Origin of the sequence: Metabacillus indicus LMG 22858, assembly GCF_000708755.2 — a bacterium.
Lineage (GTDB): Bacteria > Bacillota > Bacilli > Bacillales > Bacillaceae > Bacillus_P > Bacillus_P indicus.
Map to the genome: position 1 here is coordinate 1,212,992 of NZ_JGVU02000002.1, position 23,171 is coordinate 1,236,162.

Annotated in this window: 26 protein-coding genes, 2 pseudogenes and 2 riboswitches; of the genes and pseudogenes, 8 read left to right on the forward strand and 20 right to left on the reverse strand. The window is 44.7% G+C overall.

All coding sequences use genetic code 11. The features are described from left to right. Positions 1-2: 2 nt before the first annotated feature. The 6 genes from spoIIIAE to AZ46_RS09535 form a co-directional block, all read right to left on the reverse strand. The gene (spoIIIAE, locus tag AZ46_RS09510; protein ID WP_035207086.1) at positions 3-1,181 is read right to left on the reverse strand and encodes a stage III sporulation protein AE; all 1,179 of its coding nucleotides are present in this window, start codon (positions 1,179-1,181) and stop codon (positions 3-5) included. Between the two features lie 10 nt (positions 1,182-1,191). Next, entirely contained in the window at positions 1,192-1,581 is a 390-nt protein-coding gene (spoIIIAD, locus tag AZ46_RS09515; protein ID WP_174434979.1) for a stage III sporulation protein AD, read from the reverse strand. A 12-nt stretch (positions 1,582-1,593) separates the two neighbouring features. Beyond that, complete coding sequence (gene spoIIIAC / locus AZ46_RS09520; protein WP_029279768.1) at positions 1,594-1,800, reverse strand: stage III sporulation protein AC; 207 nt, start codon at positions 1,798-1,800, stop codon at positions 1,594-1,596. Between the two features lie 21 nt (positions 1,801-1,821). Further along, positions 1,822-2,337: a stage III sporulation protein SpoIIIAB gene (gene spoIIIAB / locus AZ46_RS09525; protein ID WP_029279766.1), complete on the reverse strand. Its 516-nt coding sequence runs from the start codon at positions 2,335-2,337 to the stop codon at positions 1,822-1,824. Next, positions 2,331-3,254, reverse strand: a complete 924-nt coding sequence (gene spoIIIAA / locus AZ46_RS09530) for a stage III sporulation protein AA (RefSeq protein ID WP_029279764.1) — start codon at positions 3,252-3,254, stop codon at positions 2,331-2,333. Before spoIIIAA ends, spoIIIAB begins: the two co-directional genes overlap by 7 nt. 72 nt (positions 3,255-3,326) lie before the next feature. After that, positions 3,327-3,608, reverse strand: a complete 282-nt coding sequence (locus AZ46_RS09535; RefSeq protein ID WP_029279761.1) for a YqhV family protein — start codon at positions 3,606-3,608, stop codon at positions 3,327-3,329. 188 nt (positions 3,609-3,796) lie between these two features. Between AZ46_RS09535 and AZ46_RS21930 the strand changes: the two genes are divergently transcribed. Beyond that, complete coding sequence (locus AZ46_RS21930; RefSeq protein WP_161781207.1) at positions 3,797-3,973, forward strand: hypothetical protein; 177 nt, start codon at positions 3,797-3,799, stop codon at positions 3,971-3,973. A gap of 25 nt (positions 3,974-3,998) precedes the next feature. On the opposite strand, the gene efp is transcribed toward AZ46_RS21930, so the two are convergent. The 4 genes from efp to AZ46_RS09555 form a co-directional block, all read right to left on the reverse strand. Next, the gene (gene efp, locus AZ46_RS09540) at positions 3,999-4,556 is read right to left on the reverse strand and encodes an elongation factor P (protein ID WP_029279759.1); all 558 of its coding nucleotides are present in this window, start codon (positions 4,554-4,556) and stop codon (positions 3,999-4,001) included. A gap of 48 nt (positions 4,557-4,604) precedes the next feature. Then, positions 4,605-5,669 (reverse strand): M24 family metallopeptidase, encoded by a 1,065-nt coding sequence (locus AZ46_RS09545; RefSeq protein WP_029279757.1) that lies wholly within the window; start codon positions 5,667-5,669, stop codon positions 4,605-4,607. Beyond that, complete coding sequence (gene aroQ, locus AZ46_RS09550) at positions 5,656-6,111, reverse strand: type II 3-dehydroquinate dehydratase (RefSeq protein ID WP_029279756.1); 456 nt, start codon at positions 6,109-6,111, stop codon at positions 5,656-5,658. Before aroQ ends, AZ46_RS09545 begins: the two co-directional genes overlap by 14 nt. A 159-nt stretch (positions 6,112-6,270) precedes the next feature. Continuing rightward, the gene (locus AZ46_RS09555) at positions 6,271-6,801 is read right to left on the reverse strand and encodes a YqhR family membrane protein (RefSeq protein ID WP_029279755.1); all 531 of its coding nucleotides are present in this window, start codon (positions 6,799-6,801) and stop codon (positions 6,271-6,273) included. A 250-nt stretch (positions 6,802-7,051) separates the two neighbouring features. On the opposite strand from AZ46_RS09555, the gene AZ46_RS09560 reads away from it, so the two are divergent. Both AZ46_RS09560 and AZ46_RS09565 read left to right on the forward strand, forming a co-directional pair. After that, positions 7,052-7,999, forward strand: a complete 948-nt coding sequence (locus tag AZ46_RS09560; RefSeq protein ID WP_029279753.1) for a DUF1385 domain-containing protein — start codon at positions 7,052-7,054, stop codon at positions 7,997-7,999. A gap of 43 nt (positions 8,000-8,042) precedes the next feature. Beyond that, positions 8,043-8,417, forward strand: coding sequence for an SA1362 family protein (locus AZ46_RS09565; RefSeq protein WP_029279751.1), 375 nt, complete (start codon positions 8,043-8,045; stop codon positions 8,415-8,417). 18 nt (positions 8,418-8,435) lie between these two features. Here AZ46_RS09565 and AZ46_RS09570 read toward each other — a convergent pair whose 3' ends face one another. From AZ46_RS09570 to AZ46_RS09590, 5 genes and pseudogenes are all read right to left on the reverse strand, one after another. Further along, positions 8,436-9,308: a patatin-like phospholipase family protein gene (locus AZ46_RS09570; RefSeq protein ID WP_029279750.1), complete on the reverse strand. Its 873-nt coding sequence runs from the start codon at positions 9,306-9,308 to the stop codon at positions 8,436-8,438. A 112-nt stretch (positions 9,309-9,420) separates the two neighbouring features. Continuing rightward, a complete protein-coding gene (gene mntR, locus AZ46_RS09575) occupies positions 9,421-9,852 on the reverse strand; it encodes a transcriptional regulator MntR (RefSeq protein WP_029279748.1) in 432 nt (143 codons plus the stop codon). 130 nt (positions 9,853-9,982) lie between these two features. Further along, positions 9,983-11,098 (reverse strand): annotated as a pseudogene (locus AZ46_RS09580) (hypothetical protein); the annotation flags it as partial. A 259-nt stretch (positions 11,099-11,357) separates the two neighbouring features. After that, positions 11,358-12,797: pseudogene (locus AZ46_RS09585) on the reverse strand (vitamin B12-dependent ribonucleotide reductase); the annotation flags it as partial. 317 nt (positions 12,798-13,114) lie between these two features. Then, positions 13,115-13,951, reverse strand: coding sequence for a lipoate--protein ligase family protein (locus AZ46_RS09590; protein WP_029279742.1), 837 nt, complete (start codon positions 13,949-13,951; stop codon positions 13,115-13,117). A 219-nt stretch (positions 13,952-14,170) separates the two neighbouring features. Between AZ46_RS09590 and AZ46_RS09595 the strand changes: the two genes are divergently transcribed. Next, entirely contained in the window at positions 14,171-14,542 is a 372-nt protein-coding gene (locus AZ46_RS09595) for a rhodanese-like domain-containing protein (protein ID WP_035319304.1), read from the forward strand. A 38-nt stretch (positions 14,543-14,580) separates the two neighbouring features. Here AZ46_RS09595 and gcvPB read toward each other — a convergent pair whose 3' ends face one another. Genes gcvPB through gcvT form a run of 3 tightly spaced genes read right to left on the reverse strand, consistent with a single transcriptional unit; the run spans position 14,581 to position 18,509 of the window. Further along, entirely contained in the window at positions 14,581-16,041 is a 1,461-nt protein-coding gene (gene gcvPB / locus AZ46_RS09600; protein ID WP_029279738.1) for an aminomethyl-transferring glycine dehydrogenase subunit GcvPB, read from the reverse strand. Beyond that, entirely contained in the window at positions 16,034-17,380 is a 1,347-nt protein-coding gene (gene gcvPA, locus AZ46_RS09605) for an aminomethyl-transferring glycine dehydrogenase subunit GcvPA (RefSeq protein ID WP_029279736.1), read from the reverse strand. Before gcvPA ends, gcvPB begins: the two co-directional genes overlap by 8 nt. Before the next feature lie 25 nt (positions 17,381-17,405). After that, a complete protein-coding gene (gene gcvT, locus AZ46_RS09610; protein WP_029279734.1) occupies positions 17,406-18,509 on the reverse strand; it encodes a glycine cleavage system aminomethyltransferase GcvT in 1,104 nt (367 codons plus the stop codon). A 166-nt stretch (positions 18,510-18,675) separates the two neighbouring features. Beyond that, positions 18,676-18,768, reverse strand: a riboswitch (glycine riboswitch). Between the two features lie 304 nt (positions 18,769-19,072). On the opposite strand from gcvT, the gene AZ46_RS09615 reads away from it, so the two are divergent. From AZ46_RS09615 to AZ46_RS09625, 4 genes are all read left to right on the forward strand, one after another. Next, a complete protein-coding gene (locus AZ46_RS09615; protein WP_029279732.1) occupies positions 19,073-20,749 on the forward strand; it encodes a DEAD/DEAH box helicase in 1,677 nt (558 codons plus the stop codon). 3 nt (positions 20,750-20,752) lie between these two features. Beyond that, positions 20,753-21,547, forward strand: a complete 795-nt coding sequence (locus AZ46_RS09620; protein WP_029279731.1) for a YqhG family protein — start codon at positions 20,753-20,755, stop codon at positions 21,545-21,547. A gap of 296 nt (positions 21,548-21,843) precedes the next feature. Beyond that, positions 21,844-21,930, forward strand: a riboswitch (cyclic di-GMP riboswitch). A gap of 31 nt (positions 21,931-21,961) precedes the next feature. Then, positions 21,962-22,087, forward strand: coding sequence for an anti-repressor SinI family protein (locus tag AZ46_RS21490; RefSeq protein ID WP_081414163.1), 126 nt, complete (start codon positions 21,962-21,964; stop codon positions 22,085-22,087). 103 nt (positions 22,088-22,190) lie between these two features. Next, complete coding sequence (locus tag AZ46_RS09625) at positions 22,191-22,526, forward strand: helix-turn-helix domain-containing protein (RefSeq protein ID WP_029279729.1); 336 nt, start codon at positions 22,191-22,193, stop codon at positions 22,524-22,526. A gap of 56 nt (positions 22,527-22,582) precedes the next feature. On the opposite strand, the gene AZ46_RS09630 is transcribed toward AZ46_RS09625, so the two are convergent. Both AZ46_RS09630 and AZ46_RS09635 read right to left on the reverse strand, forming a co-directional pair. Further along, positions 22,583-22,780, reverse strand: a complete 198-nt coding sequence (locus AZ46_RS09630) for a hypothetical protein (protein WP_029279727.1) — start codon at positions 22,778-22,780, stop codon at positions 22,583-22,585. A gap of 14 nt (positions 22,781-22,794) precedes the next feature. Beyond that, complete coding sequence (locus tag AZ46_RS09635; protein WP_235728219.1) at positions 22,795-23,076, reverse strand: DUF5658 family protein; 282 nt, start codon at positions 23,074-23,076, stop codon at positions 22,795-22,797. Positions 23,077-23,171 lie beyond the last annotated feature (95 nt).

A 23,171-nucleotide genomic window follows, 5' to 3' on the forward strand; every position in this document is an offset into this window, starting at 1 on the left:
TCCTATCGAACCATCATGGTTATATTGCCAGCCGCAATAATGACTGTAAGACTCAGGAAAAACATCAGTGACACGATGGCAAGCGCCGCAAAAATATAGATGACACTTTTGCTGATGATATCCAGGCATTTGATGATCGGACCGCCGCCAAGGGGCTGAAGCAGTGCAGCTGTAAATTTATAAATAAAGGCCAGAGTCAGCACTTTTATCGCCGGGAAAGCAGCGATAAACAGGAGAATCGCCACACCGAGAATGCCCACTGTGTTCTTCAGAAGAACAGAAGCGCTGATGACCGTATCGGTTGCATCGGTAAACATCCGCCCGAGGACAGGTATAAAGTTTCCTGTCACAAACTTGGCCGTGCGGATGGCCATCCCGTCAGAAACGGCAGCTGATGCCCCCTGAACAGAAATGACTCCGAGAAATACCGTTAAAAACGTACCAAGCAGCCCGATCCCTATGTTTCTTAGAAGCTGGGCCAGCTGCGTTACTTTATACTGATCCGTGAGCGTGCTGACAATGCTCAGCAAAGCGGAGAGAAACAGAAGCGGCAGAACAATTTTTTCAATCAGCACTCCGCTTGTATTCATGAGGAAAAGGATGACCGGGTGAAAAAATGCTGCTGATATCAGCCCGCCGGATGCCGCCATCAGAGCAAGAAGAAGCGGAATGAGTGCGAGTATGAAGCTTGACATCGTCCGGATCGCTTCAACCGTATATTCAATGGCAATATGAAAGCTGTTCAGAGCGATGATCATTAAAACCATGTAAACGAGAGCATAAGCGACTTTGCTGACTGTGCTCTGGCTGAACGCGTCCTGAAGGAGCTGCAGCAGCATGCTGAAAATTGTCAGCATAATCAATGTCCCGAGCAGTTTTCCGTTTGCGATGATTTCATGGAAAATGTAGCTCAGGAAAGCTTTTGACCATTCTTTAAAGGATAATTCTTTCTCGCCATTTAAAAATTGAAGCAGACTTCCTTTCTGGCTTTCAGGAAGATACCCTCCGTATTCTGTCATAATGTCGTCCCAGAACGTTTTAATTTCCTGGATCCCAAGCTTGTCTATCTGCTGATCAACCAATTCCTGCTGCGGTGGAGGGGGAGAAGCTTGTACAAGAGCCGGAAATGAAAAAAAGAAAAGAAAAAAGACAGCGGCGATTCCCTTTTTAATAACTCTCACCCCTTATCCATCACGCCGGTATCAGGCCGATGATGGTTTCAATTATGACAGTCAGGATCGGAACCGCCATTGCAAGAATAATGATTTTTCCGCCAAGCTCAATCTTTGAAGCAATGGCTCCCTGACCTGCATCCTTTGTAATCTGTGCGCCGAATTCGGCAATATAGGCAATTCCGATAATTTTCAGGATCGTCTCCACATACATCATGTTAATGTTTGCATTCAGCGCAATTTTTTCAATCATGGTGATAATCTGGGAAACGCCGTCGACTAAAAACAGAAAAATGACGCAGCCGACAAAAACCACGAGCATGAATGCATATGTCGGCTTTTGTTCCTTTACAATCAATGCGAGAAAAGTAGCAACTAAACCAAGTCCGACAATCTGTATAATTTCAATGGCTGAGCCCCCCTATCCCTGAAAAAGGAAGACTGATTTAATTTTCTGAAACAAATCTTCTACAATGGAAGCCACCATAAACAGAATATAAATAAAACCCAGGAGCGTGACCCATTGCGCATACTCTTTTTTGCCCATCTGATCAAGGATTGTGTGAAGAAACGCGACGACAATTCCGATGCCCGCTATTTGAAAAATGATATTAACATCTACTCCCATTGCATGTAATCCTCCTGACTGCTACATCAATAAAATAACCAGCAATAAACCCGATAAGAATCCAAGGCTTTTCAGCATTTTTTCATAGCGGCTCTGTCTGTCGAGTGCATCCGCTTCCTCTCTTTCAAGATGGGCAAGTGCGAGGCGGATATGTTTCTGCTGAGAGATCAGGTCGTGCTGGCCGAGTGTTTCGCCAAACTGCTTCATGATCTCGTACTCTCCCTGCTTAAAGGCAGTCATCCTCCATACTTCCTGCAAACTGTTTTCCCAGGCTGCCCTGACGCTTGTATGCCCTGCAGACAGACGCTTTGAAAATACCTCAAAAAACCAGGAAAGCGGCTTTGGCATTTGCTTTGAAAGGGTGGCGGCTGCTTCTTTTAACGGGGTATGAGCATACATGATTTCTGCTTCGAGCGCCTGCAGGGCAACCTTCAGCTGTCTCAGCTGGCGCGGGCGTTCACTGATGTGTTTTGCCGTTTCAAAACCGGCCCATGTTGTAGCAAGCAGGATGAATACAGCTCCAAGCAGCTTCAGCATAGCGGGACACCTTCTTCCGTTCTGACAATCCGTCCTTCTTCATCAATGACTCTCTGGACCGTTCCGGGACCGCTTACTCTTGATAGCTCTATGAATCTCTTAAAAACATGATGATTTAATAGAGGAGCAATAGTCGGCCTCATTTTAATATCCTCAAGAGAGCATCCGTGAACGGATATAAACAGTCCGACACCCGCATGAACGGCCTCAAGTATCGCTTCTGTATCTTCCATTCTCCCCGCCTCATCCACAACGAGAACATCGGGGCTCATAGAGCGGATCATCATCATCATGCCTTCTGCTTTCGGGCATGCATCAAGCACGTCCACTCTTTCGCCGAACTCATGCTGGGGTATGCCGTTTATGCATCCTGCAATCTCTGAGCGCTCATCTACAATCCCTACTTTTCTTGATGGGATCTGTCCATGGCCTGTACTCATAATTCGTGCAAAGTCGCGGAGCATCGTCGTTTTACCAGTCTGAGGCGGGCCGATAATCATGGTATTCAGCCACTCTCCGCTGTAGCAGCAATGGATGAACCGGTCAGCAATTCCGCGTTTTTGGCGCGCTACCCGAATGTTGAAAGACGTGACATTGCGGATGGCTTTTACACGGCCGTTTTCTGTTATGACCCTCCCCGATAGCCCTACACGATGGCCGCCCTGAATGGTGATAAAGCCGCGTTTGAGCTCTTCTTCAAGTGCGTAGATGCTGTATTGGCTCAGTTCGCTCAGCAGAGAAATTCCGTCCTGATGTGTAGCGATGCATGACAGGAAAACAGGTTTTCCCGCCGCTGTCACTTCAACCCGCTTTGATATTCTGATGCGAATCTCTTCCATTTGCTGCAGCACATGCGGCGGAAGGTCCAGTATATGCTGTCTGATCGGCTCAGGAAGCATAGCTGTAATCTCATTCACATGGCTTCCTCCTTGCATAGTCTCTTAATACTCCTATGTTTATGCAGGCTTGGACACATTATGACTGTGACCTCATTTATAAACCCCAATTAAGATAAAGGCTACGCCGATTGAGATGAAAATCAGTTTTGCATAAGACAGCTGTTCAGCAATTTGGAAAATGCCGATCGTCATTGTCAAAATAAAAATGACCGGCCCGACAATGGCTAACAATGAGTTGATCAGTACTGCCTTCCGCACATCATTAAAGACAAGCATCAAAACAGCAGCTGTCATTTCAATGCTTGCAGACAGCAGCCTCAAAAGGGCCATGGATCTGACAGCAGGATCCAGACCGGCTAGAAAATGCTTCATCTTCTTCCTCCCCTACTCTTCTAATCACAAAGCTGCGGAGTTTCGCTTGTCCATTCCCTAAAGAACGAAAACGGAGCCCGCAACCGGAGTGATAGTCCAGTCTATGAGAGAAAAAGGCCGTTTAGACAAAAAGAATTCTTGACAGAATTTTCAGATTTTATAATAATAGGTACAAAGGGGGATGTGTCATGGGATTTGGAATAGAAGCTTATGAGGTCTATCACTATTTGCAGTGGGCCATTGGGATTGCCGTATACATAGTATTGCCGGCCGCACTTCTTTTCAAAGCGGGGAAAAAGAGAGAGCAGGAGCCGCGTACTTTCCGGGCGCAGACAATTATTGAAGAAACAAAAAACTCCATCTGATCAGATGGAGTTTTTTAATGCGGTTTTACGCGCGTGATACGTATGAGCTGTCTGTTGTGTTGATGATCAGCACGTCACCTTCGTTTACGAAGAACGGGACGTTGACGATCAGTCCAGTCTGCACTTTAGCAGGCTTTGTTCCGCCGGAAGCTGTATCACCTTTAATACCTGGCTCTGTTTCAATAACTTCAAGTTCTACTGTGTTTGGAAGCTCAACACCAAGTGTTTCGCTGCCGAACATCATGATTGATACTTCCATGTTTTCCTTAAGGAATTTAAGTTCATACTCGATTGAAGCTTCAGGCAGTTCCACTTGATCATAAGACTCATTGTCCATGAACACATGCTGGTCGCCATTTGCATACAGATACTGCATTTTGCGGTTTTCAATTTGAGCTTTCGCTACTTTTTCTCCAGCACGGAACGTTTTTTCCTGAACAGCTCCAGTACGAAGGTTACGCAGTTTTGAGCGTACGAATGCAGCGCCCTTTCCCGGTTTTACATGCTGGAAATCCATAACGCGCCAAATGCCGTTATCTACCTCGATTGTTAAGCCCGTACGAAAATCATTAACTGAAATCATATTTGTTCCTCCTATGTAAATAACACTTTTTAACCTTCCGGAAGCTTTTTATAAGATAATAAGCTCTTTAGGGGAGTGTGTCAGAGATTCATTGCCATCTTCCTTAACCACTGTATCGTCCTCGATCCGGACACCGCCAAGCTTAGGAACATAAATTCCCGGCTCTACTGTAACAATCATGCCCGGCTCAAGAACCGTTTCTGATTTTCCGGATAATGACGGACTTTCGTGAACTTCCATTCCAAGGCCGTGTCCGGTTGAATGGCCAAAATACTCGCCATAGCCGTTCTCTGAAATATAATCCCTTGTCAAAGCATCAGCTTCTTTTCCGGTCATACCTGCTTTAATTCCATTCATGCCGCGAAGCTGGGCTTCAAGAACAATGGAATAAATCTTCTTCAGCTCATCACTTGGATTGCCGACTGCAATCGTGCGTGTAATATCTGAACAATATCCCTTGTAGTATGCTCCAAAATCAAAGGTTACAAAATCGCCCTTTTCAATTTCTTTTTCACTTGCCACACCGTGCGGAAGAGCTGACCTGTGGCCGGATGCGACAATGATATCGAATGATGAAGAAACAGCTCCCTGCTTTCGCATAAAGAATTCAAGTTCGTTTGAAACTTCAATTTCCTTCATGCCGGGCTGTACTACTGTAAGAATGTGCTTAAATGCAGCATCGGCGATCTCCGCAGCTTCCTTTAATATCTTAATCTCTGCTGCAGACTTAATCAAGCGTAACTTTTCCACCGCCTCAGACACCGGAACAAACTCAATTCCCTTCAGTTTGGAAGCATATGAGGAATAAGCTGCAAAGGATAAATGATCCTGTTCAAAGCCAAGACGCCTGATTGAAAGCTTTTCTGCCTGTGCAGCGACTTCGTCAAGAATCGGCCCCTTGTGCTGAACAATTTCATAGCCTTCAACCTGCTTGGCTGCCTGCTCTGTATATCTGAAGTCTGTAATAAAAACGGCTCCTGACAGAGAAACGAGCGCGACGCCCGATGAGCCTGTAAAACCGGTCATGTACCGTCTGTTATAATCGCTTGCAATAAGAAGTCCGTCAACATCAAGCTCCTTGAGCCTGTTTCTTAATTTCTCAATCTTCAGCATGCTGTTTCTCCCCTATCTTTGTATGTATTGCCTGCAGGGCAAACTGGTATCCCTGAAATCCGAGGCCGACTATCTGTCCGGCAGTGACCGGCGCAGTGACAGACTGATGCCTGAACGGCTCGCGGCTGTGAACATTGGAGATATGCACCTCAATCACAGGTAGAGGCACACTTGCGATTGCATCTCTTAAGGCATAGCTGTAGTGGGTAAACGCACCCGGATTCAGAACAATGCCGTCGTAGTGGCCATCTGAACCATGAATGGCATCTATCAGGTCTCCTTCATGATTGGACTGAAAGCACGTGACCTGAAACCCCTGCTTTTCAGCAAAAACCATCAGCTCCCGCTCAAGATCTGTCAGCGTTTTGCTTCCATAAATATCAGGTTCACGCAACCCAAGGCGATTCAGGTTTGGGCCGTTAATTACTATGTAGTGTCTCATCTTTCGACCTCCAAGCACGATGAGGACTCTCCTTCATGTGACAGATGTTTTCGTCAAAACGCTGCCTTAAACAATAGCCGCATGAATAAAAAGCCGACAAAAAATAGAATGTTCATTTTAGAACATTCTACCATACTTCATTGTGCGTTACCTCTATTGTTACGTGGAAGCGCTGCCCTTTTTTTTCGATTGAAGCTCATTTTGTTCAAAGGAAATGGAATACCCGATAAAGACCCCATATAAAATGTATAAACATATCATCGTAACCGTTGTCAGGCGCTCGAGTTCAAAGACTGTTTTGACGTTTGGAAAGATCGGATTCAAGAGGAAAAAGACAAGCGCCCATAAAGCGGCTCCATAGATCATGCCGACGAAAATAGACGAAAACCTTTTTAAAACTAAATAATAGACGAGTGCCGTTCCTATAGAAAGGAATCCGATAACCAGTACTCCCGCAAAATTTCCGATCGTGCCGTTTTTCCAGTCACCAAGAAGAAACGGCTGCAGCAGCATGTTCGGACTGATCTCTGTCATGTTCAGCACATAAGCCAAATAGCCGATTAAACTCCAGAAAATACCTCCTGCAAATCCGGTAATCATAGCTCTTGCGATAAACGGGAGACCCTCGCCCTGCTTATCATCCTGTCCATCTTCTATTCCTGCAGAATTAGACTGATAATCATCTGTCATATGTACACCTCCTACTTCTAGTATGTACATCCAATCCGAAATTCGATGCAGAAAATGTCTAACTGGCAAGTATTAGGATATACTACAGACGTACTTACCTGCAGAACCTTTCCGGCGCCCATAAATTGAAGAATAAAATATAACTGCCTAGAGGTTTATGCTGTTTTTATGTAGAATATAAACATAACATTCTCTTCCGTTTTGTTTAAAATCCGCTCAAAAAGAGAATAGATAGGTAGGTTGGTGAAAAATGTCAAAGCAGAACAAGCCCGCATATGGAGGGCAAGCAGTAGTAGAGGGCGTCATGTTTGGCGGCAAGCATCACTATGTTACAGCCATCAGACGGAAGAACAAGGAAATTGATTACTTCCGGCTGCCCAGAAAATCAAGCAGCTCACTGACAGCCCTTAAAAAAATACCATTTATCCGCGGAATCGCAGCAATCATAGAAGCAAGCGCAAATGGTACGAAACATCTCAACTTTTCAACAGACAGGTACGACCTTGATCCTGAAGATGACGAGAAGCTGAACGAGCCGAAAAAAGAATCAAAGCTGACGATGATACTCGGAGTTGCAGCAATCGGGGTCCTGTCCTTTTTATTCGGAAAATTCATCTTTACGCTTGTCCCGCTTTTTCTTGCAGAGCTTACAAGACCTGTTTTTTCATCGGATTTGTCACAGATCCTGATTGAAGGTCTTTTCAAACTTATTCTCCTGCTTGCCTATATTTACGCGATTTCCTTTACACCGCTGATCAAGCGCGTATTCCAGTATCACGGTGCAGAGCATAAAGTCATTAACTGTTATGAAAACGGTATGCCGCTCACAGTCGAAAACGTACAGAGCAACAGCCGCCTTCATTACAGATGCGGAAGCAGCTTCCTTCTTTTCACCGTGATTGTCGGAGTTTTCGTCTACATGCTCGTTCCCACTGAACCGCTTTATGTGCGCGTTTTGAACAGACTGGCGCTTATTCCCGTTGTGATCGGCATTTCTTTTGAGGTGCTGCAGTTTACAAATAAGCTCAGAGACGTGCCTGTCCTGAAATGGCTTGGATATCCGGGCTTATGCCTTCAGCTTCTGACCACAAAAGAGCCAGACAACGAACAGACAGAAGTCGCAATTGCAAGCTTCAATGAAATGCTCCGCCTCGAAAAAGAAACAGAAGAAGGTATAAAAACAGAACAAATTGTATAAGCTAAAACTTCATTAACTCATTTTCATCTTGGGAGGTGGACTCATGAAAAAAAGAATGAATCCATTTGTGATGATTGTGTTAGCTCTGGGAGGAATCGGGTTTTTAGTGACTCTCATCAGCAGGCCCGGCTTCCTCTTCAGAGAAATGCTCGTGTTTGCTGCTGTTCTAGCCATCATCTATTTTGTTGTCCGTTACTTTACAAAACAAAGAATGGGAAAAGACTCTTCCTCTTATTCCAAAGCTGCTAAACAGTCCAAAAGGCGTTTCAGCGACCGCAATCAGAGCAGCTCCCATTTGAAAAGTGTGTCAGCCCCTAAAAAGAGCAGCAAAACAAGCGCTCTTAAAAAGAAGCAGGCTTCACACCTGACCGTGATTGAAGGCAGAAAAGGCAAAAAGAAAAGCAGGGCTTTTTTCTGACCTGCTTTTCTTTTTGAATTAATATGTCCAGCGTTTAAGAAATTGTTCCGTCCGACTTCTACCTAGCTCAATCAGAGCTAGTTTTTTTTGTTCTGAGAGATCAAATTCTGTCGTGAGAATGCTTTCTACCGGCAAAAAAATGATGTTTCTCTCATGCCTGCTTGATACATGCCTGGCATCATGGGCATCTTTCATTGTTTCAAACAGCGCACCGTACATTTCAATCGCATTTTTAATCTGATTCCTCGGCCTTTCTTCATCTCTCGGGCTTAGCTTGATTCCAATAACAGGCCTGGCCTTTTCCTTAAAGAGCCAGATCGGAAAGTTGCTTAAAACTCCCCCGTCTACCACTATATTCGTCCCTTCAGCACTCGTCAGCTTAACAGGTTCAAAGAAATACGGAAGACTGCAGCTCATCAGCACAGCTCGCGCAACTGAAAACCTCTCGGGAACAAGTCCGTATCTGGGGAGATCATCAGGCAGCACAATGATCCTGCCGTTAGTGAGATCCGATGCGACAATCTTTAATGAACCGGGCCTCAAATCGCCAAAGGTGGAAACGCCCCTTTCCTTCAGCCTGGCTGCTATCCATTCCTCAAGCTTCCCGCCTTTATACAGACCGAGGCGCCAATAGAGGTTAAGCCATTTCATCAATTTAAATGGAAGAATGGAAGGGTTTTTCTCAAGAAACTTCCCAAGCTCCATATCGTCCATCATTCGGATAATTTCATCACTTCTGTATCCTGCTGCGATAAAGGATGCCACAATTGAACCCGCGCTTGTGCCTGCCACTCTTACAAACTGCAGCCCTCGCTGTTCAATTGCCTGATAGGCTCCAATCAGCGCAAACCCTTTTATGCCGCCGCCAGAGAAGACACCATCAATGTACACAGAAGTTCCTCCCCTCTTCTCCTATCCTTATAGTGTAAGATGGAGGCAGATGAAATAGACCTTTTCCCATTTTTGAGCAAGAAAAAAACGAAAGCGGCTGCTTTCGTCTTCTTCAGGACTCGTTATCCTGTTCATTTTGTTTTTGGATCGCACGCAGGGTATCTACACGCGCTTCATCACTTTCGAAAAATTGCACGAGATCTCCGATGCGGTCTATGGCATTCCAGCTGAGGTGATGCTCAATGCCCTCAACATCGTTGTAAATCTTTTCTTCATCCACGCCGATCAAACGCATAAACTGCTCGAGCAGCTCATGGCGGTAGACAAGGCGTTTTCCGATCTTCTTGCCCTTAGGCGTCAAAATAAGTCCACGGTATTTTTCGTATATGAGATATTCATCTTTGTCTAGTTTTTGGACCATCTTTGTCACTGAGGAGGGATGAACGGATAATGCTTCCGCGATGTCTGAAACACGGGCATATCCTTTTTCTTCTATTAAAATGTAGATCTGTTCAATATAATCTTCCATACTTGGTGTTGGCATGAGGTCCCCTCCAAAAAAACGTTCAAAACATAGGAAATCATTACAAGTGTACACTAGTTTGCAGGTCATGACAAGAAAGCTTGCAGGGGAAGCACAAGAAAAGAGCCGGATGTCCCGGCTCTTCCATTTCTTATAATCCGCACTTCAGCTGTGCACCGCAGCTTGTGCATGTGTTGCATCCGCCAATGTCCTCAACTGTACCTTCACGGCATACAGGGCAAGTATTGCCCACTTCGTTTCCGATTGTTACATTTGTCGAGCGCAAAGCCTGGATTGTATCCACAAGAACAACTTTGCCTTTTTCTTTCGGTGCTTCTTCTGTTTCAGAGAAGGTATTCTCCTCCGCTTTTAATGTAAGGACCTGAGTGTCCCGGCTTCCGTCAACATAGACCGTTCCGCCTTTTGCTCCGCCTTTATACAGTCGCTCATATACTTTTTGGACCTTGTCCACCGTATATCCTCTAGGAGCGTTGACCGTTTTGCTGATTGAACTGTCGATCCAGCGCTGGATGACGCATTGTGCATCTGCATGCGCTTCTGCACTCAGTTCCATAGCTGAGATAAACCATTCAGGAAGATTCTCCGGATCTGCATCAGGATTTTTATCCAGATACTCCTGTACGATATCTGCTTTTACTTCAATGAACTTGCCAAGTCTTCCGCTTCTGTAGTAAGAGAAGGAGAAGTATGGTTCTAGTCCAGTGGAAACCCCGACCATCGTCCCAGTGGATCCCGTGGGAGCAACAGTCAGCAAGTGTGAATTGCGGATACCGTATTCTTTAATATCTTCCAGGATATCAGACGGCATTTTGCTCATAAAACCGGTCTCAGTAAAGGCCTGGCGCAGTCTGTTCGTTTCTTCAGCCGTTTCGCCGGTCAAGAATGGGAAGCTGCCTTTTTCTTTTGCAAGCTCTACAGATGCTTTATACGCAGTGACAGCGATCGTTTCAAAGACCTTGTCAATGAGCTCGTTGCCTTCTTCAGAACCGTACTGGGTTTCACAGTAGATCAGAAGATCGTGAAGTCCCATAACACCAAGACCTACACGGCGTTCGCCTAGTGCCTGTTTTTTATTTTCATCAAGGAAGTACGGTGTTGCATCGATTACGTTATCCTGCATGCGGACACCGACTTCAACCGTTCTTTTCAGTTTTTCGAAATTGACGGTTTTTGTTTCTTTGTCTGCCATTTCAGCAAGGTTCACTGCAGCAAGGTTGCAGACAGAATATGGTGCGAGAGGCTGTTCCAATATTGTTATCGCACGGCTTTTTATCCGTACTTCTTACACTTCTCCTTCGTGTAAGTTCAGCATATCTTTTCATTACAAAAATACTGATTGATGTAATGTTGCGGCCTCGTGGGAGAATTATATTCTGATCTCTCAGGTTCATCTCCTATGCGTTGCCCCTGACTAAACGTTTAGGCTTAGCCTTCGGTTCGGATTCCCATCTCAGGGTTCCCGCTTCATTCCGCAATTTTTAACGTGAGGCAAACAAAACTGCTCTACCACACGGATTCGTTGCAACTACCTTCTGTCCATACGCTTTAGCGTTTGTCATGTCATTGGCGTTATCAATGAAGAAAATGCCCGGCTCTGCAGAGTATGTTGCGCAGATGTTGATGAGGTTCCAAAGTTCTTTCGCCTTGATCGTACGGTACGTGCGCACTTTGTAGCCGAGTTTTTCCCACTCGCGAACGTCACCATGGTTATGCCAGTCTTCATTGTAAGCTTTCATTTCCTCTGCATTGTAGCTTTCAACATCAGGGAAGCGCAGCTCGTAATCGGCATCCTTTTCAACGGCATCCATGAAATCCTTTGTCAGCGTGACTGAGATGTTTGCTCCTGTAAGGAATTCTGAATTATGAACGGTATAGGTTCCGCCGACTGCAAGCTTCACTTCTGCGTCTTTAATGATTTTCTCGTTAAATCCGCCGTAGCCCGGAATCTGCTTGTAATTGACGATGCTTTGATACATAGCTTCCTCGTCCTGTGTAAGCGGCTTGAACTTCAGCTTTTCCTGGGCGTATTTCTTTATGGTTTCATCGTTTGTATTTTCAATCAGATAACGCAGGATACGGGGATTCTGCATTTTGGAAATAATGAATTCAATAATGTCAGGATGCCAGTCGGCAAGCATGATCATTTGCGCGCCCCTGCGCGACCCGCCCTGCTCAACCAGATGAGTCAGTTTCGCAATGTCATCAAGCCAGGATACCGACCCGGATGATTTGCCGTTGACTCCTCTTGCAAGGGTGTTTCTCGGACGCAGCGTTGAACCGTTTGTTCCAACGCCTCCGCCGCGGCTCATGATCTCCATGACCTGCTTGCGGTGTTCGGAAATGCCTTCGCGTGAATCCTGCACAAACGGCATCACGTAGCAGTTGAAATACGTCACATCTGTTCCTGCTCCCGCTCCGTATAACACGCGTCCGGCTGGAACAAAGTTCAGGCCGACGAGTTCCTGATAGAACTTCTCAAACCATTCCTTGCGTTTTTCTTCTGTTTTCTCAACAGATGCAAGACCTGTCGCATTCCGCTTGGCTATTTGCTCGTAATATACTTCAAGCGGTTTTTCTATAACGTCAAGAGAGCGGTGAATGACTCCTGATTCTACTTCTTCAGGCTTTTCAAGTGAAAGGCGGTACTCTTCTTCCACCTGAACGTGCGCCATTTTTGCCTGCCAGTCTATATCTAAGATGTACCCGAGGCCTCTTGCCGGGAATTTCGGATCTTCCTTAATTGTCAGAACGACAAAATCGCCTTTGGACAGCGTCAGCTTTTCAGTGTCTTTAAATGTGTACCTGTCAAGCATGACTAAACGCGATACACCTTTGTGTGTAAGCTTCATATCTTCTGTAATCGGATGAACTTGGGGAAAAAGTGAAATATCGTGGTTAAGCTTGTCCACATCAAGTTTCAGATTTTCATTCAGTGCAACGGTCATTCAAACAACTCCCCTATTATCTTTGTACTTGATTTAATTTATCACACAGCCATCCGTTTATCAATATATAGTGTTTCTTTTTCGTTCGACAATACTATATATGGATAAAAAGTCAGTCTGCTGTTATTTTGTCAAATTACAAACTTCGTAATTGAGTGTGAAAAAAAGAGAATAAAGAAGATAGGAGATTGAAAATCACTTTTTTTGAAGTAATTTGTCGCTTGCAAATTTCGAATCGAACAGAAAGCTAGAAAAATAAGGAACACATAGAAATAACTAGAAAATAAAAATAAACGAAAGCGACTTATTTCAGCCGCTTATCGTTTATAATTCCACTCATCCGATTCATATTTTTCAGCTGCCAGTTTCATAACTGCAGCGTGTTCTTCGTCAGTCAGTTTATACGATTCGAGCTTAATATTCAGCCCTTTTTCAAACCCTCTTCTAAACGCCTCTTTCGCCTCTTCAATCGTTACTTTCGTCTCTCTGAGAGCATTCACTGCTACTGCCTTATTTTTAAAGTTCTTCTGCATTCGTTCTTTTACCCTGTCACTCGGGTACTTAAACAGGCTGAACAAAAGATCTTCATCAAGATCAAGCAGAATCGATCCGTGCTGGAGAATCACGCCTTTTTGACGTGTCTGTGCACTGCCTGCAACTTTCCTGCCTTCAACGACAAGCTCATACCAGGAGGGTGCATCAAAGCAAACCGCTGAACGCGGATTTTTAAGCCCCTGCTTCTCTTCCTCCGTTCTCGGCACCGCGAAATAAGCATCAAGGCCAAGCTCTCTGAATCCCTGAAGAATTCCTTCTGAGATCACCCGGTATGCTTCTGTAACGGTCTTCGGCATCTCCGGATGGTCTTCTGAAACAATGACACTGTATGTAAGTTCTTTATCATGCAGAACGCCTCTGCCCCCTGTTGGCCTGCGCACAAAGCCGAGCCCATTTCGTTTAACAGCTTCAAAGTCAATTTCTTTTTCCGCCTTCTGGAAATAACCGACAGAAAGTGTCGCAGGATTCCATCCGTAAAAACGGATGACAGGCGGAAAGTTCCCTTCGCTGTTCCACTCAAGCAGCACCTCATCAAGCGCCATATTGTAAGCAGGAGAGCAGTTGCCCGAATCAATAAATCTCCAAATTTCTTTCTCCATGTTCATACCCCATTTTTCATGCTTAGGCTGTTTGTTAAATACATTCCGCTACCATAGTCTATCAAAAAGAATTCCAGGATGAAAATAAATAACTCTGATTCATGGATGACAATTTGACCCTGCTCTTATATAATTATACTTGTCCAATAAACAGAAGTTTACATGAACCAGCCCGCATAAAGGGTATAAAAAAGGAGTCGGGTCAGCTTGACAACATGGATTTTCTTATTAATTTTAGTCGGCGCAATTGCAGCCTACACAATCTTCTCTTATTTTTACCAGCGTAAAATTATGAAAACATTAACGGAAGAGGAATTCCGTGCAGGATACAGAAAGGCTCAGCTCATTGATGTCCGCGAGCCGAACGAATTTGAAGGCGGCCATATTCTTGGCGCAAGAAACATCCCAATGTCACAAATGAGACAGCGCCATAAAGAAATCCGCAAAGACCAGCCTGTTTATCTTTATTGCCAAAACACAGTAAGAAGCGGACGCACAGCGCAGATGCTTAAGAAAAAGGGCTATTCAGATCTTTACACATTAAAAGGCGGCTTTAAGGGCTGGAGCGGAAGAATTAAGACGAAGAAGTAAATAACAAAAAAGGATTCGCCAGCGGCGAATCCTTTTTCTTATTGCTTCTGATAGCGGAGAATCGGCTTGCGTGCTGCCGTTGTCTCATCAAGACGTCCAACAACGGTTGTATGAGGAGCTTCCTGAACCATTTCTGGGTTTTCCTCTGCTTCTTTCGCAATTTGAAGCATAGCATCAATGAATGAATCAAGTGTTTCTTTTGACTCTGTTTCCGTCGGTTCAATCATGATGCACTCCTCGACATTAAGCGGGAAGTAGATCGTCGGCGGATGGTAGCCGAAGTCAAGAAGGCGCTTTGCGATATCAAGCGTGCGCACTCCGAGTTTTTTCTGGCGTTTTCCTGATAAAACAAACTCATGCTTGCAGTGTCTGTCAAACGGCAGATCATAGGCTTCTGAAAGTCTTCTCATCATGTAGTTTGCATTCAGAACCGCATACTCTGTCACTGCTTTTAAGCCGTCTGGCCCCATTGTGCGGATATACGTATATGCACGCACATTGATTCCGAAGTTGCCGTAAAACGGCTTGACTCTTCCGATGGACTGAGGTCTGTCATAGTCAAATGCATATTTGTCATCACGTTTCACAAGAACAGGCTTAGGAAGATACGGAATCAGATCTGCTTTTACACCGACAGGACCTGAACCCGGTCCTCCGCCGCCATGCGGCCCGGTAAACGTTTTGTGGAGATTTAAGTGAACCACGTCAAATCCCATATCTCCGGGACGAGCCTTGCTTAGTACAGCGTTTAGGTTGGCTCCGTCATAGTACAGCTTGCCGCCTGCATCATGCACGATCTTTGCCATGTCCAGAATATTTTCCTCAAACAGACCCAGCGTATTCGGATTTGTGAGCATCAGCGCAGCGGTATCATCTCCTACTACACGCTTCAGATCTTCAAGATCGACGAGTCCATGTTCATTTGATTTAACAGTGACCGTTTCAAAACCTGCCACTGTAGCAGATGCAGGATTGGTTCCGTGTGCAGAATCAGGTACGATGACCTTTGTGCGTCCAGTGTCGCCGTTTGCTTCGTGATACGCACGGATCATCATAAGTCCGGTCCACTCTCCGTGGGCACCCGCTGCCGGCTGAAGCGTGACTTCATCCATTCCTGTAATTTCTACAAGGTGCTCCTGAAGGTCATACATCAGCTCAAGAGCTCCCTGTACGGTACTTTCATCCTGAAGCGGATGGATATGGGCAAGCCCTGCCATGCGGGCAACATTTTCGTTTATTTTCGGGTTGTACTTCATCGTGCATGAGCCAAGCGGATAAAAGCCTGAGTCCACTCCATGATTGCGCTTTGAAAGAGCTGTATAGTGCCTCATAATATCAAGCTCTGATACCTCCGGCAGTTCAGCTTCCTCTGTGCGGAGATAGTCAGCGGGAATGAGTTCATCTGCTGATTGTTCGGGAATATCCATATCAGGCAGGCTGTAGCCTGTTCTTCCAGGCTTTGTCAGTTCAAAAATCAATGGCTGATTCTCGTTATTCATGTCCATCCCCCAATTCCAAAACAAGTTGATCGATTTCTTCTTTCGTGCGAAGTTCTGTCACAGCTACGAGCATGTGATTTTCAAGCTCAGGATATACGCTGCCAAGATCGAAGCCTCCGATGATGCCCTTTTCAATCAGGCGGGCATTCACTTCTTTCACCGGTTTATTTAATTTAACGGCAAACTCATTGAAGATCGGTCCGTCAAATGGCACGTCAAAGCCTTTTTCTTTAAATGCCTTTTTAGCGTAGTTTGCTTTCTGGATATTCTGCAGAGCCATTTCTTTGACTCCTTTTCTTCCGAGCGCTGTCATGGCAACAGACGCTGCAAGTGCATTCAAAGCCTGATTTGAACAGATGTTTGATGTCGCTTTATCACGTCTGATATGCTGTTCGCGTGCCTGAAGCGTGAGAACAAATCCTCTGCGTCCCTGGTCATCCTTTGTCTGTCCGACAAGACGGCCGGGCACTTTGCGGATCAGTTTCTGAGTGACAGCAAAATAGCCGCAGTGCGGGCCGCCAAATGCTGTTGGGATACCAAACGGCTGAGCGTCGCCGGCAACAATGTCCGCGCCGAATGCTCCCGGAGGTGTTAAAGCTCCAAGGGCGAGCGGGTTGGAAGAGACGATAAACATGCTTTTGCCTGTATGGGCAATTGGCTCAATGTCCTTAAGAGGTTCAATCTGGCCGAAGAAGTTAGGATATTGAACTACGACCGCTGCTACATCATCAGACAACTCCTGCTTTAATGCCTCAAGATCTGTGACGCCGTTTTTGACAGGCACTTCCACCACTTCAATGTACTGTCCTTTTGCATACGTTTTCAGCACATCTCTGCTTTCCGGATGAACGGCTCCTGACACAATGACCTTTTTCTTTTTCGTCTGTCCGCAGGCAAGCATAGCCGCTTCAGCAAGTGACGTTCCGCCGTCATACATAGAAGAGTTGGCTGCATCCATGCCGGTAAGCTCTGCGATCATCGTCTGAAATTCGAAGATAGCCTGCAGTTCGCCCTGTGAAATCTCAGGCTGATACGGCGTGTAGGCCGTATAGAATTCCGATCTTGAAATCACATGATCCACAATGATCGGCATGTAGTGGTCATAGACTCCCGCTCCAAGGAAAGAGGCATTGCTTCTTAGGTCTTTATTTTTAGCAGCAAGCGCGCTCATCTCTTTCATTAGCTCTGTTTCCGATTTAGCCTTCTTGATGCTGTATTCGCCCTTAAATCGAACACTTTCAGGAATGTCTTGAAAAAGCTCATCAATTGATGCTACTCCGACAGCTTGAAGCATCTCCTGCTGATCTTGCTCTGTCATCGGCAAGTAACGATGTTTCATGGATGTATTCCCCTTTCAACCCGGTTTATTTTTTTGGTCGCTTATAAAAAGGCGTCTGCACGACAACTGCTTTCAAGCGTTTTTTACGTACTTGAACAACCACTTCAGTGCCGGGCTCGGCAAATTCTTTCTTAAGCAGTGCCCAACCGATATTCTTTTTAAGTGTAGGAGATTGTGTGCCGGTTGTAATTTCCCCGATCTGCTCTTCTCCTGCAAACACCTCATAGCCGTATCGCGGTATGCCTTTATCGATCATTTCAATTCCGGCAAGCTTTCGGTCCGGTCCGTTTTCTTTTTGATCCTTTAACACAGCTTTGCCGTTGAAATCACTTTCCTTGTTCGGTTTCACGGCAAATCCGATGCCTGCTTCTATCGGGGTAATAACTTTGGAAAGTTCCTGTCCGTAGAGCGGCAGGTTCGCTTCAAAGCGAAGCGTATCACGGGCGCCAAGTCCGCATGGCAGCAGACCATCTTCTTTTCCGGCTTCCAAAATCGCTTTCCAAAGCTCAGGAGCTTTTGACGCGGCGCAGTAAATCTCAAAACCATCTTCACCTGTATAGCCTGTTCTTGATACAAGAGCAGAGGCTCCTGCAATGTTTACGTCATCTTTGAATTTAAAAAACTTGATTTCACTTAAATTTGTATCCGTGAGTTTTTGAAGGATTGACTCAGCAAGCGGTCCCTGGATAGCGAGCTGGGCGACATCTGAAGATACATTGTGCAGTTCCGTGTCCCCGAACAGCTGGGAGTTCAGCCAATCAAAATCCTTTTCAATGTTGGATGCATTCACTACAAGGAGATAATGCACATCTGATTTTTTATAGATTAATAAATCATCCACCGTTCCGCCGTCTTCATAGCACATAGCGGTATACTGCGCTCCTCCGTCTTTTAAAAGAGCAACATCGTTTGTCATTGTTTTTTGAAGAAATGCAAGGCTGCCAGTGCCCCTCACTTCAATTTCCCCCATGTGGGATACATCGAACAAGCCTGCTCTTTCGCGAACAGCTTCATGTTCTTCTTTAATAGAAGAAAACTGCACCGGCAAGTCCCAGCCGCCGAAATCAATCGTTTTTGCACCCTGCTCTTTGTATAAGTCAAAAAGTGGTGTCCGCTTTAAATCCGCCATTTCATCGCCTCCCGGTATGATCCTCTTTTTTTCATCAAAAAAAGGACAGAGAACTCCCTTTAATGGAAGTCTCTGTCCCTGCACCTGAAAGTTTACCCGGCCTAATAAAATGGCCGAGCTTTCCCCTTTGGTGGTTTGCCGCTTTCACAAACTCTCTCCAGAGTTGCGTCAAGCAAGAGTTCTTTTGCCTGAGAGATTCACATCAGTTTGCTCCTTCGGCGCTGCATGCGTATGCTGCAGTCTCTCCCCTTGCTCTCATCCGCTCATATTTTTTCATTAATTGGTGATACTGATAAGTAGACATTTTAGACATTATGACATTTTTGACATAAGAAGCCTGCTGACTGAAAACTGAGTAAGTTAGCAACTTTCTTACTTATTAACATCCTACCATTAAGGTCTTTATTCATCAATCACTTTTTTCACAAATGTTTTGTTTAAAACACATTGGAATGTTCGTGTTTTACTGTCTTTTCATCTAATCCATTGTGATAACCTGCTATTTTACCACTTAACGTGAACAATAGAGAAAGATCTACTCTTTTTTGAAAGGGCTGTCAATCATGAACGTTAAACTGAAATTTGACTCCGCGTGGCAAGATATATTTCTTAAAAAGCTTGATGACGACGGTCCGTGGGCCAGCTGGGAGAATTACAAATTAGCATGCGCCGTGCAAAAGCACCTGATTGTTCCTTCCTTTGAAGGGCTTCAAGCTCCAAATCACCTGACAGACTTCACTCCTCTTCCCCATCAGTTGGAGGTTGCAAGGCAGGTGGTGGAAAACATGAACGGAAAGGCCATCCTTGCAGATGAGGTAGGACTTGGAAAAACAATTGAAGCAGGCCTCATCGTCAAGGAATATATGATTCGGGGACTCGCTAAGAAAATTCTCATCCTCGTTCCTGCCTCTCTTGTTTCCCAGTGGGCAAGAGAGCTTCATGAAAAGTTCTATATTCCAGCCGTTGAGCAAAAGAAAAGCTACGTATGGGAAGCCTGCGATGTAGTGGTCTCTTCCATTGATACGGCAAAAAGAAGCCCCCACCGGGAAATTGTTCTTAACCAGCAGTACGACCTGGTGATCATCGATGAAGCTCATAAACTGAAAAACAGCAAAACGAAAAACTATGAATTTGTTCAGAGCCTGAAAAAGAAATACTGCCTGCTTCTTACTGCAACGCCCATTCAAAACCGCGTAGAAGAGATTTTTAACCTTGTATCTCTGCTGAAGCCCGGACATTTAGGCAACGAAGCTTATTTTTCAGAAGTATTTTCTGCCAAGAACCGCTCTTTGGAACACCATGAGCACCTTCAGGAACTCGTGAACAAAGTCATGATCCGAAACCGCAGAGGAGATACGGGCATTGAATGGCCTAAACGACATGTTGAGACCGTTCCGATCGAGCTGTCTGAGAGTGAGCGCCAGTTGTATACGGCTATATCACGTCTCAAAACATTCGGCGCCTCTTCCGCCAGCACGTTTTCAATCATGACGCTGCAAAGAGAGGCATGCTCAAGCAGGGAAGCTGTCTACATGACGCTGAAAAAAATGGCCGAGCGCCCCGAAGGCGAAGCATCCCCTCTTCCAGACTCTGTCATTGAAGAGCTGATGAACTGCATTAATGAAGTTGACGGAAATTCCAAAGCACAGCGGACGGTTGAACTGATTCAGCAAATCAATGACAAAGTCATCATTTTTACAGAATACAGGGCCACCCAGTTTTATCTTCAGTGGTTTCTTCAGCAGCACGGCATTTCATCTGTTCCTTTCAGAGGAGGATTCAAGAGGGGCAAAAAAGACTGGATGAAAGACCTTTTCAAAAACCGGGTTCAAGTACTGATTGCGACAGAAGCTGGCGGGGAAGGAATCAACCTGCAGTTCTGCAATCACATTATCAACTATGATCTTCCCTGGAATCCGATGCGGCTTGAACAGCGGATTGGACGGATTCACCGTCTCGGGCAGGAAAAAGATGTCCACATTTATAATATGGCAACAAAAAACACCGTTGAAGAGCACATTCTGAAACTTCTCTATGAAAAAATCAACCTGTTTGAAAAAGTCATCGGCGAGCTTGATGAAATACTGACAAAACTTGAGATATCCAATTTCGAAGATCACCTGCAGGACATCCTGTTTAAATCTAAAAGCGATGGAGAAATGAAAATTAAGATGGAAAACCTGACATCCATCCTGCATTCTGCAGAACAGGAACACACAAAACAGAGAATGGAGGGATAACCAATGCAGCAGCAGCAGATCAGCGAGTTCCTTGAAACCTTTTTCACGGCCAATTCATGTGACATTACAGAAAAACAGCCTGGCTATATGACGATCCAGCTGACAGTGGACATGGATAAAGAATTGATGAACAGGCCGTTTTACTGGACATATCTTGAGAAAACAGGCGGTGTGCCGAGTCCGATGCAGCTGACTTTAATAACAGATGCCAAACGGGCACCAGCTGATTTGAAAGGGGAAATCATGCACTTCGGAGCACCAAGACTGCACCAGATTTTCCGGACTGCCAAAAAATTCGGAGGCCATATCCGCCTCTATGAAAACCCGCCGAACACGGGAAGCTCTCAGTCCCTGCATCCATGGCTGGGTGTAAATGTCATGGTATCCTATCAGAGCGACAAGAAAAAAGATCATCTCTATTCCATTGGACTTCACCTGATCAGCGGAGCCATCATAGAAGATTTTCAGGATCATTTGGAAAACATGGCCCTCACTCCCAGAATTCCTGATTTGTGTTTTACAACTTCGCCAATGATTAAAGTTCAAAGCGGCCTCTTGCGAATTCAAAATTATATACAAGCTAAATTTGAACAGGATGACCACACCTGGGCTGATGATGCAAGACAGCGCTGGAATTCAGATATGATGCTGCTAAGCCATTTTTATGAAGATCTTGAAGAAAAACCAGAATCGTACCATCTTGAAAAAGAAGCCTTGAAAGAGCTGTATGATCCTCACATTCATGTCTCGATTACAAACGGCGGGTTATTCTATTTATCGAGGACTGCCCTCGCTTAATGTCAAAATTTGCGCAAAAAATGATTTTGGTGTCATAAAATCATTTTTTGCCTTTTTATTTTTGCTGAAGAATGGCTGTCGAAGAAAACAGTAAAATCAAGCCAAAATGCCCATATAAAAGGAATATAATTCTAATTACTAGTAATTTTTTGAAAAAAATGAAAATATTTTTTTCTCTCGACATATTTCAGCACAATAAATGAAAATGAAATTTTATACTAGTAGTAAATTAGATAGACAACACGAAGTGACAAAAGAAATACTTTGTTTTTGATGCAGTGTCAGAGTTACACATAATCAGACAAAGGCAAACCTGCTGAAAAGCCGGGACGCAAAGTCACAGATCTAACGTTCTACGGAGCTATGATGGCTGGACTGCCTGAAATACTATTGCGTATTTTAGGAGGAGTTACAATGGAAGTGTTAATGGAGGAGTTTCAAAAGCTTGATCAGGAATGGAAAGAGTTGATTCTGTCGGCTTTGGAGATGGGTATCAGCAAAGAGGAAATCAGAGAGTTTTTGAAAACGCAAACAGTTTAAAGTTGACAAACAGCTGCAGTCTGTATTTTTTTTTCGTAAATTCGTTCTGTATATATAACAATCCCTTCGCTATATGCTATAATACGACTGGGAAGGTGATTATATGATTGGTGAACGCATACGAAAATACCGCAAAGAACGTGGACTGTCACTATCAGAGCTTGCCGATCGGGCCGGAGTTGCCAAATCATATTTAAGCTCAATCGAACGGAACCTGCAGTCAAATCCTTCTGTTCAATTTCTCGAAAAAGTCTCTTCCGTCCTTGGGGTCTCAATGAATACACTTATTCTTGAAGACCAGTCACAAAACATGAAACAGGCAAACCTTGATCATGATTGGGCAAATCTGGTCAAAGAGGCAATGGATTCAGGTGTTACAAAGGATCAGTTCAGAGAGTTTCTTGAATTTAACCGCTGGAAAATGAACCAGGAAAAATAACAGCACCATGCAAAAGGTCTTCTTACCCCTTTTGTATGGTGCTGTTTTTACGTACGCTATCCTTTTCTGTCAAATTCGTATCCTGTTCCCATATTTTGCTGATAGGCTGACAGCGGTATTTTCTTTACAGCGTGAACAGCCTGTATCGCTTTATGGGAGGTAAGATCCTTTGAACAGACAGGACAAATCCACTGATATGATTTGCTGCTGCTGAAAGATGGCTGATAGCACTGACTGCAAAGTTTTTTATACATCGCTTTTCCCCTTTTCATCCAATCAGCAGCCGGATCCAGTGCAAATGAGCCAAAAGAACAGCAGAATACAGAAATGCAGCGGCAATTGAAAGGACTTTAATGATCGGTGATGACGGCACACGCCCCGTGAAAACAAACAAAAGCAGAAATAATGAAAATGACAGCTTACTACATGTAAATACCGCAGGATGTATCTCATACAGAATCCTCATAACAGGATTGGCTTCTGTAATCAGCTCATAATGCAGACCGGCAAGGGTCAATGCTGCGTCCATACCATTTAAAGCTGCTAACATCAAAAAGAGTGCCTTCAACACATTTCCGCCTTTATTCTTAATAAAGAACAAAAAGAGCAAACTTAATCCGTCTACTAAAAGTATATACCTCTTCA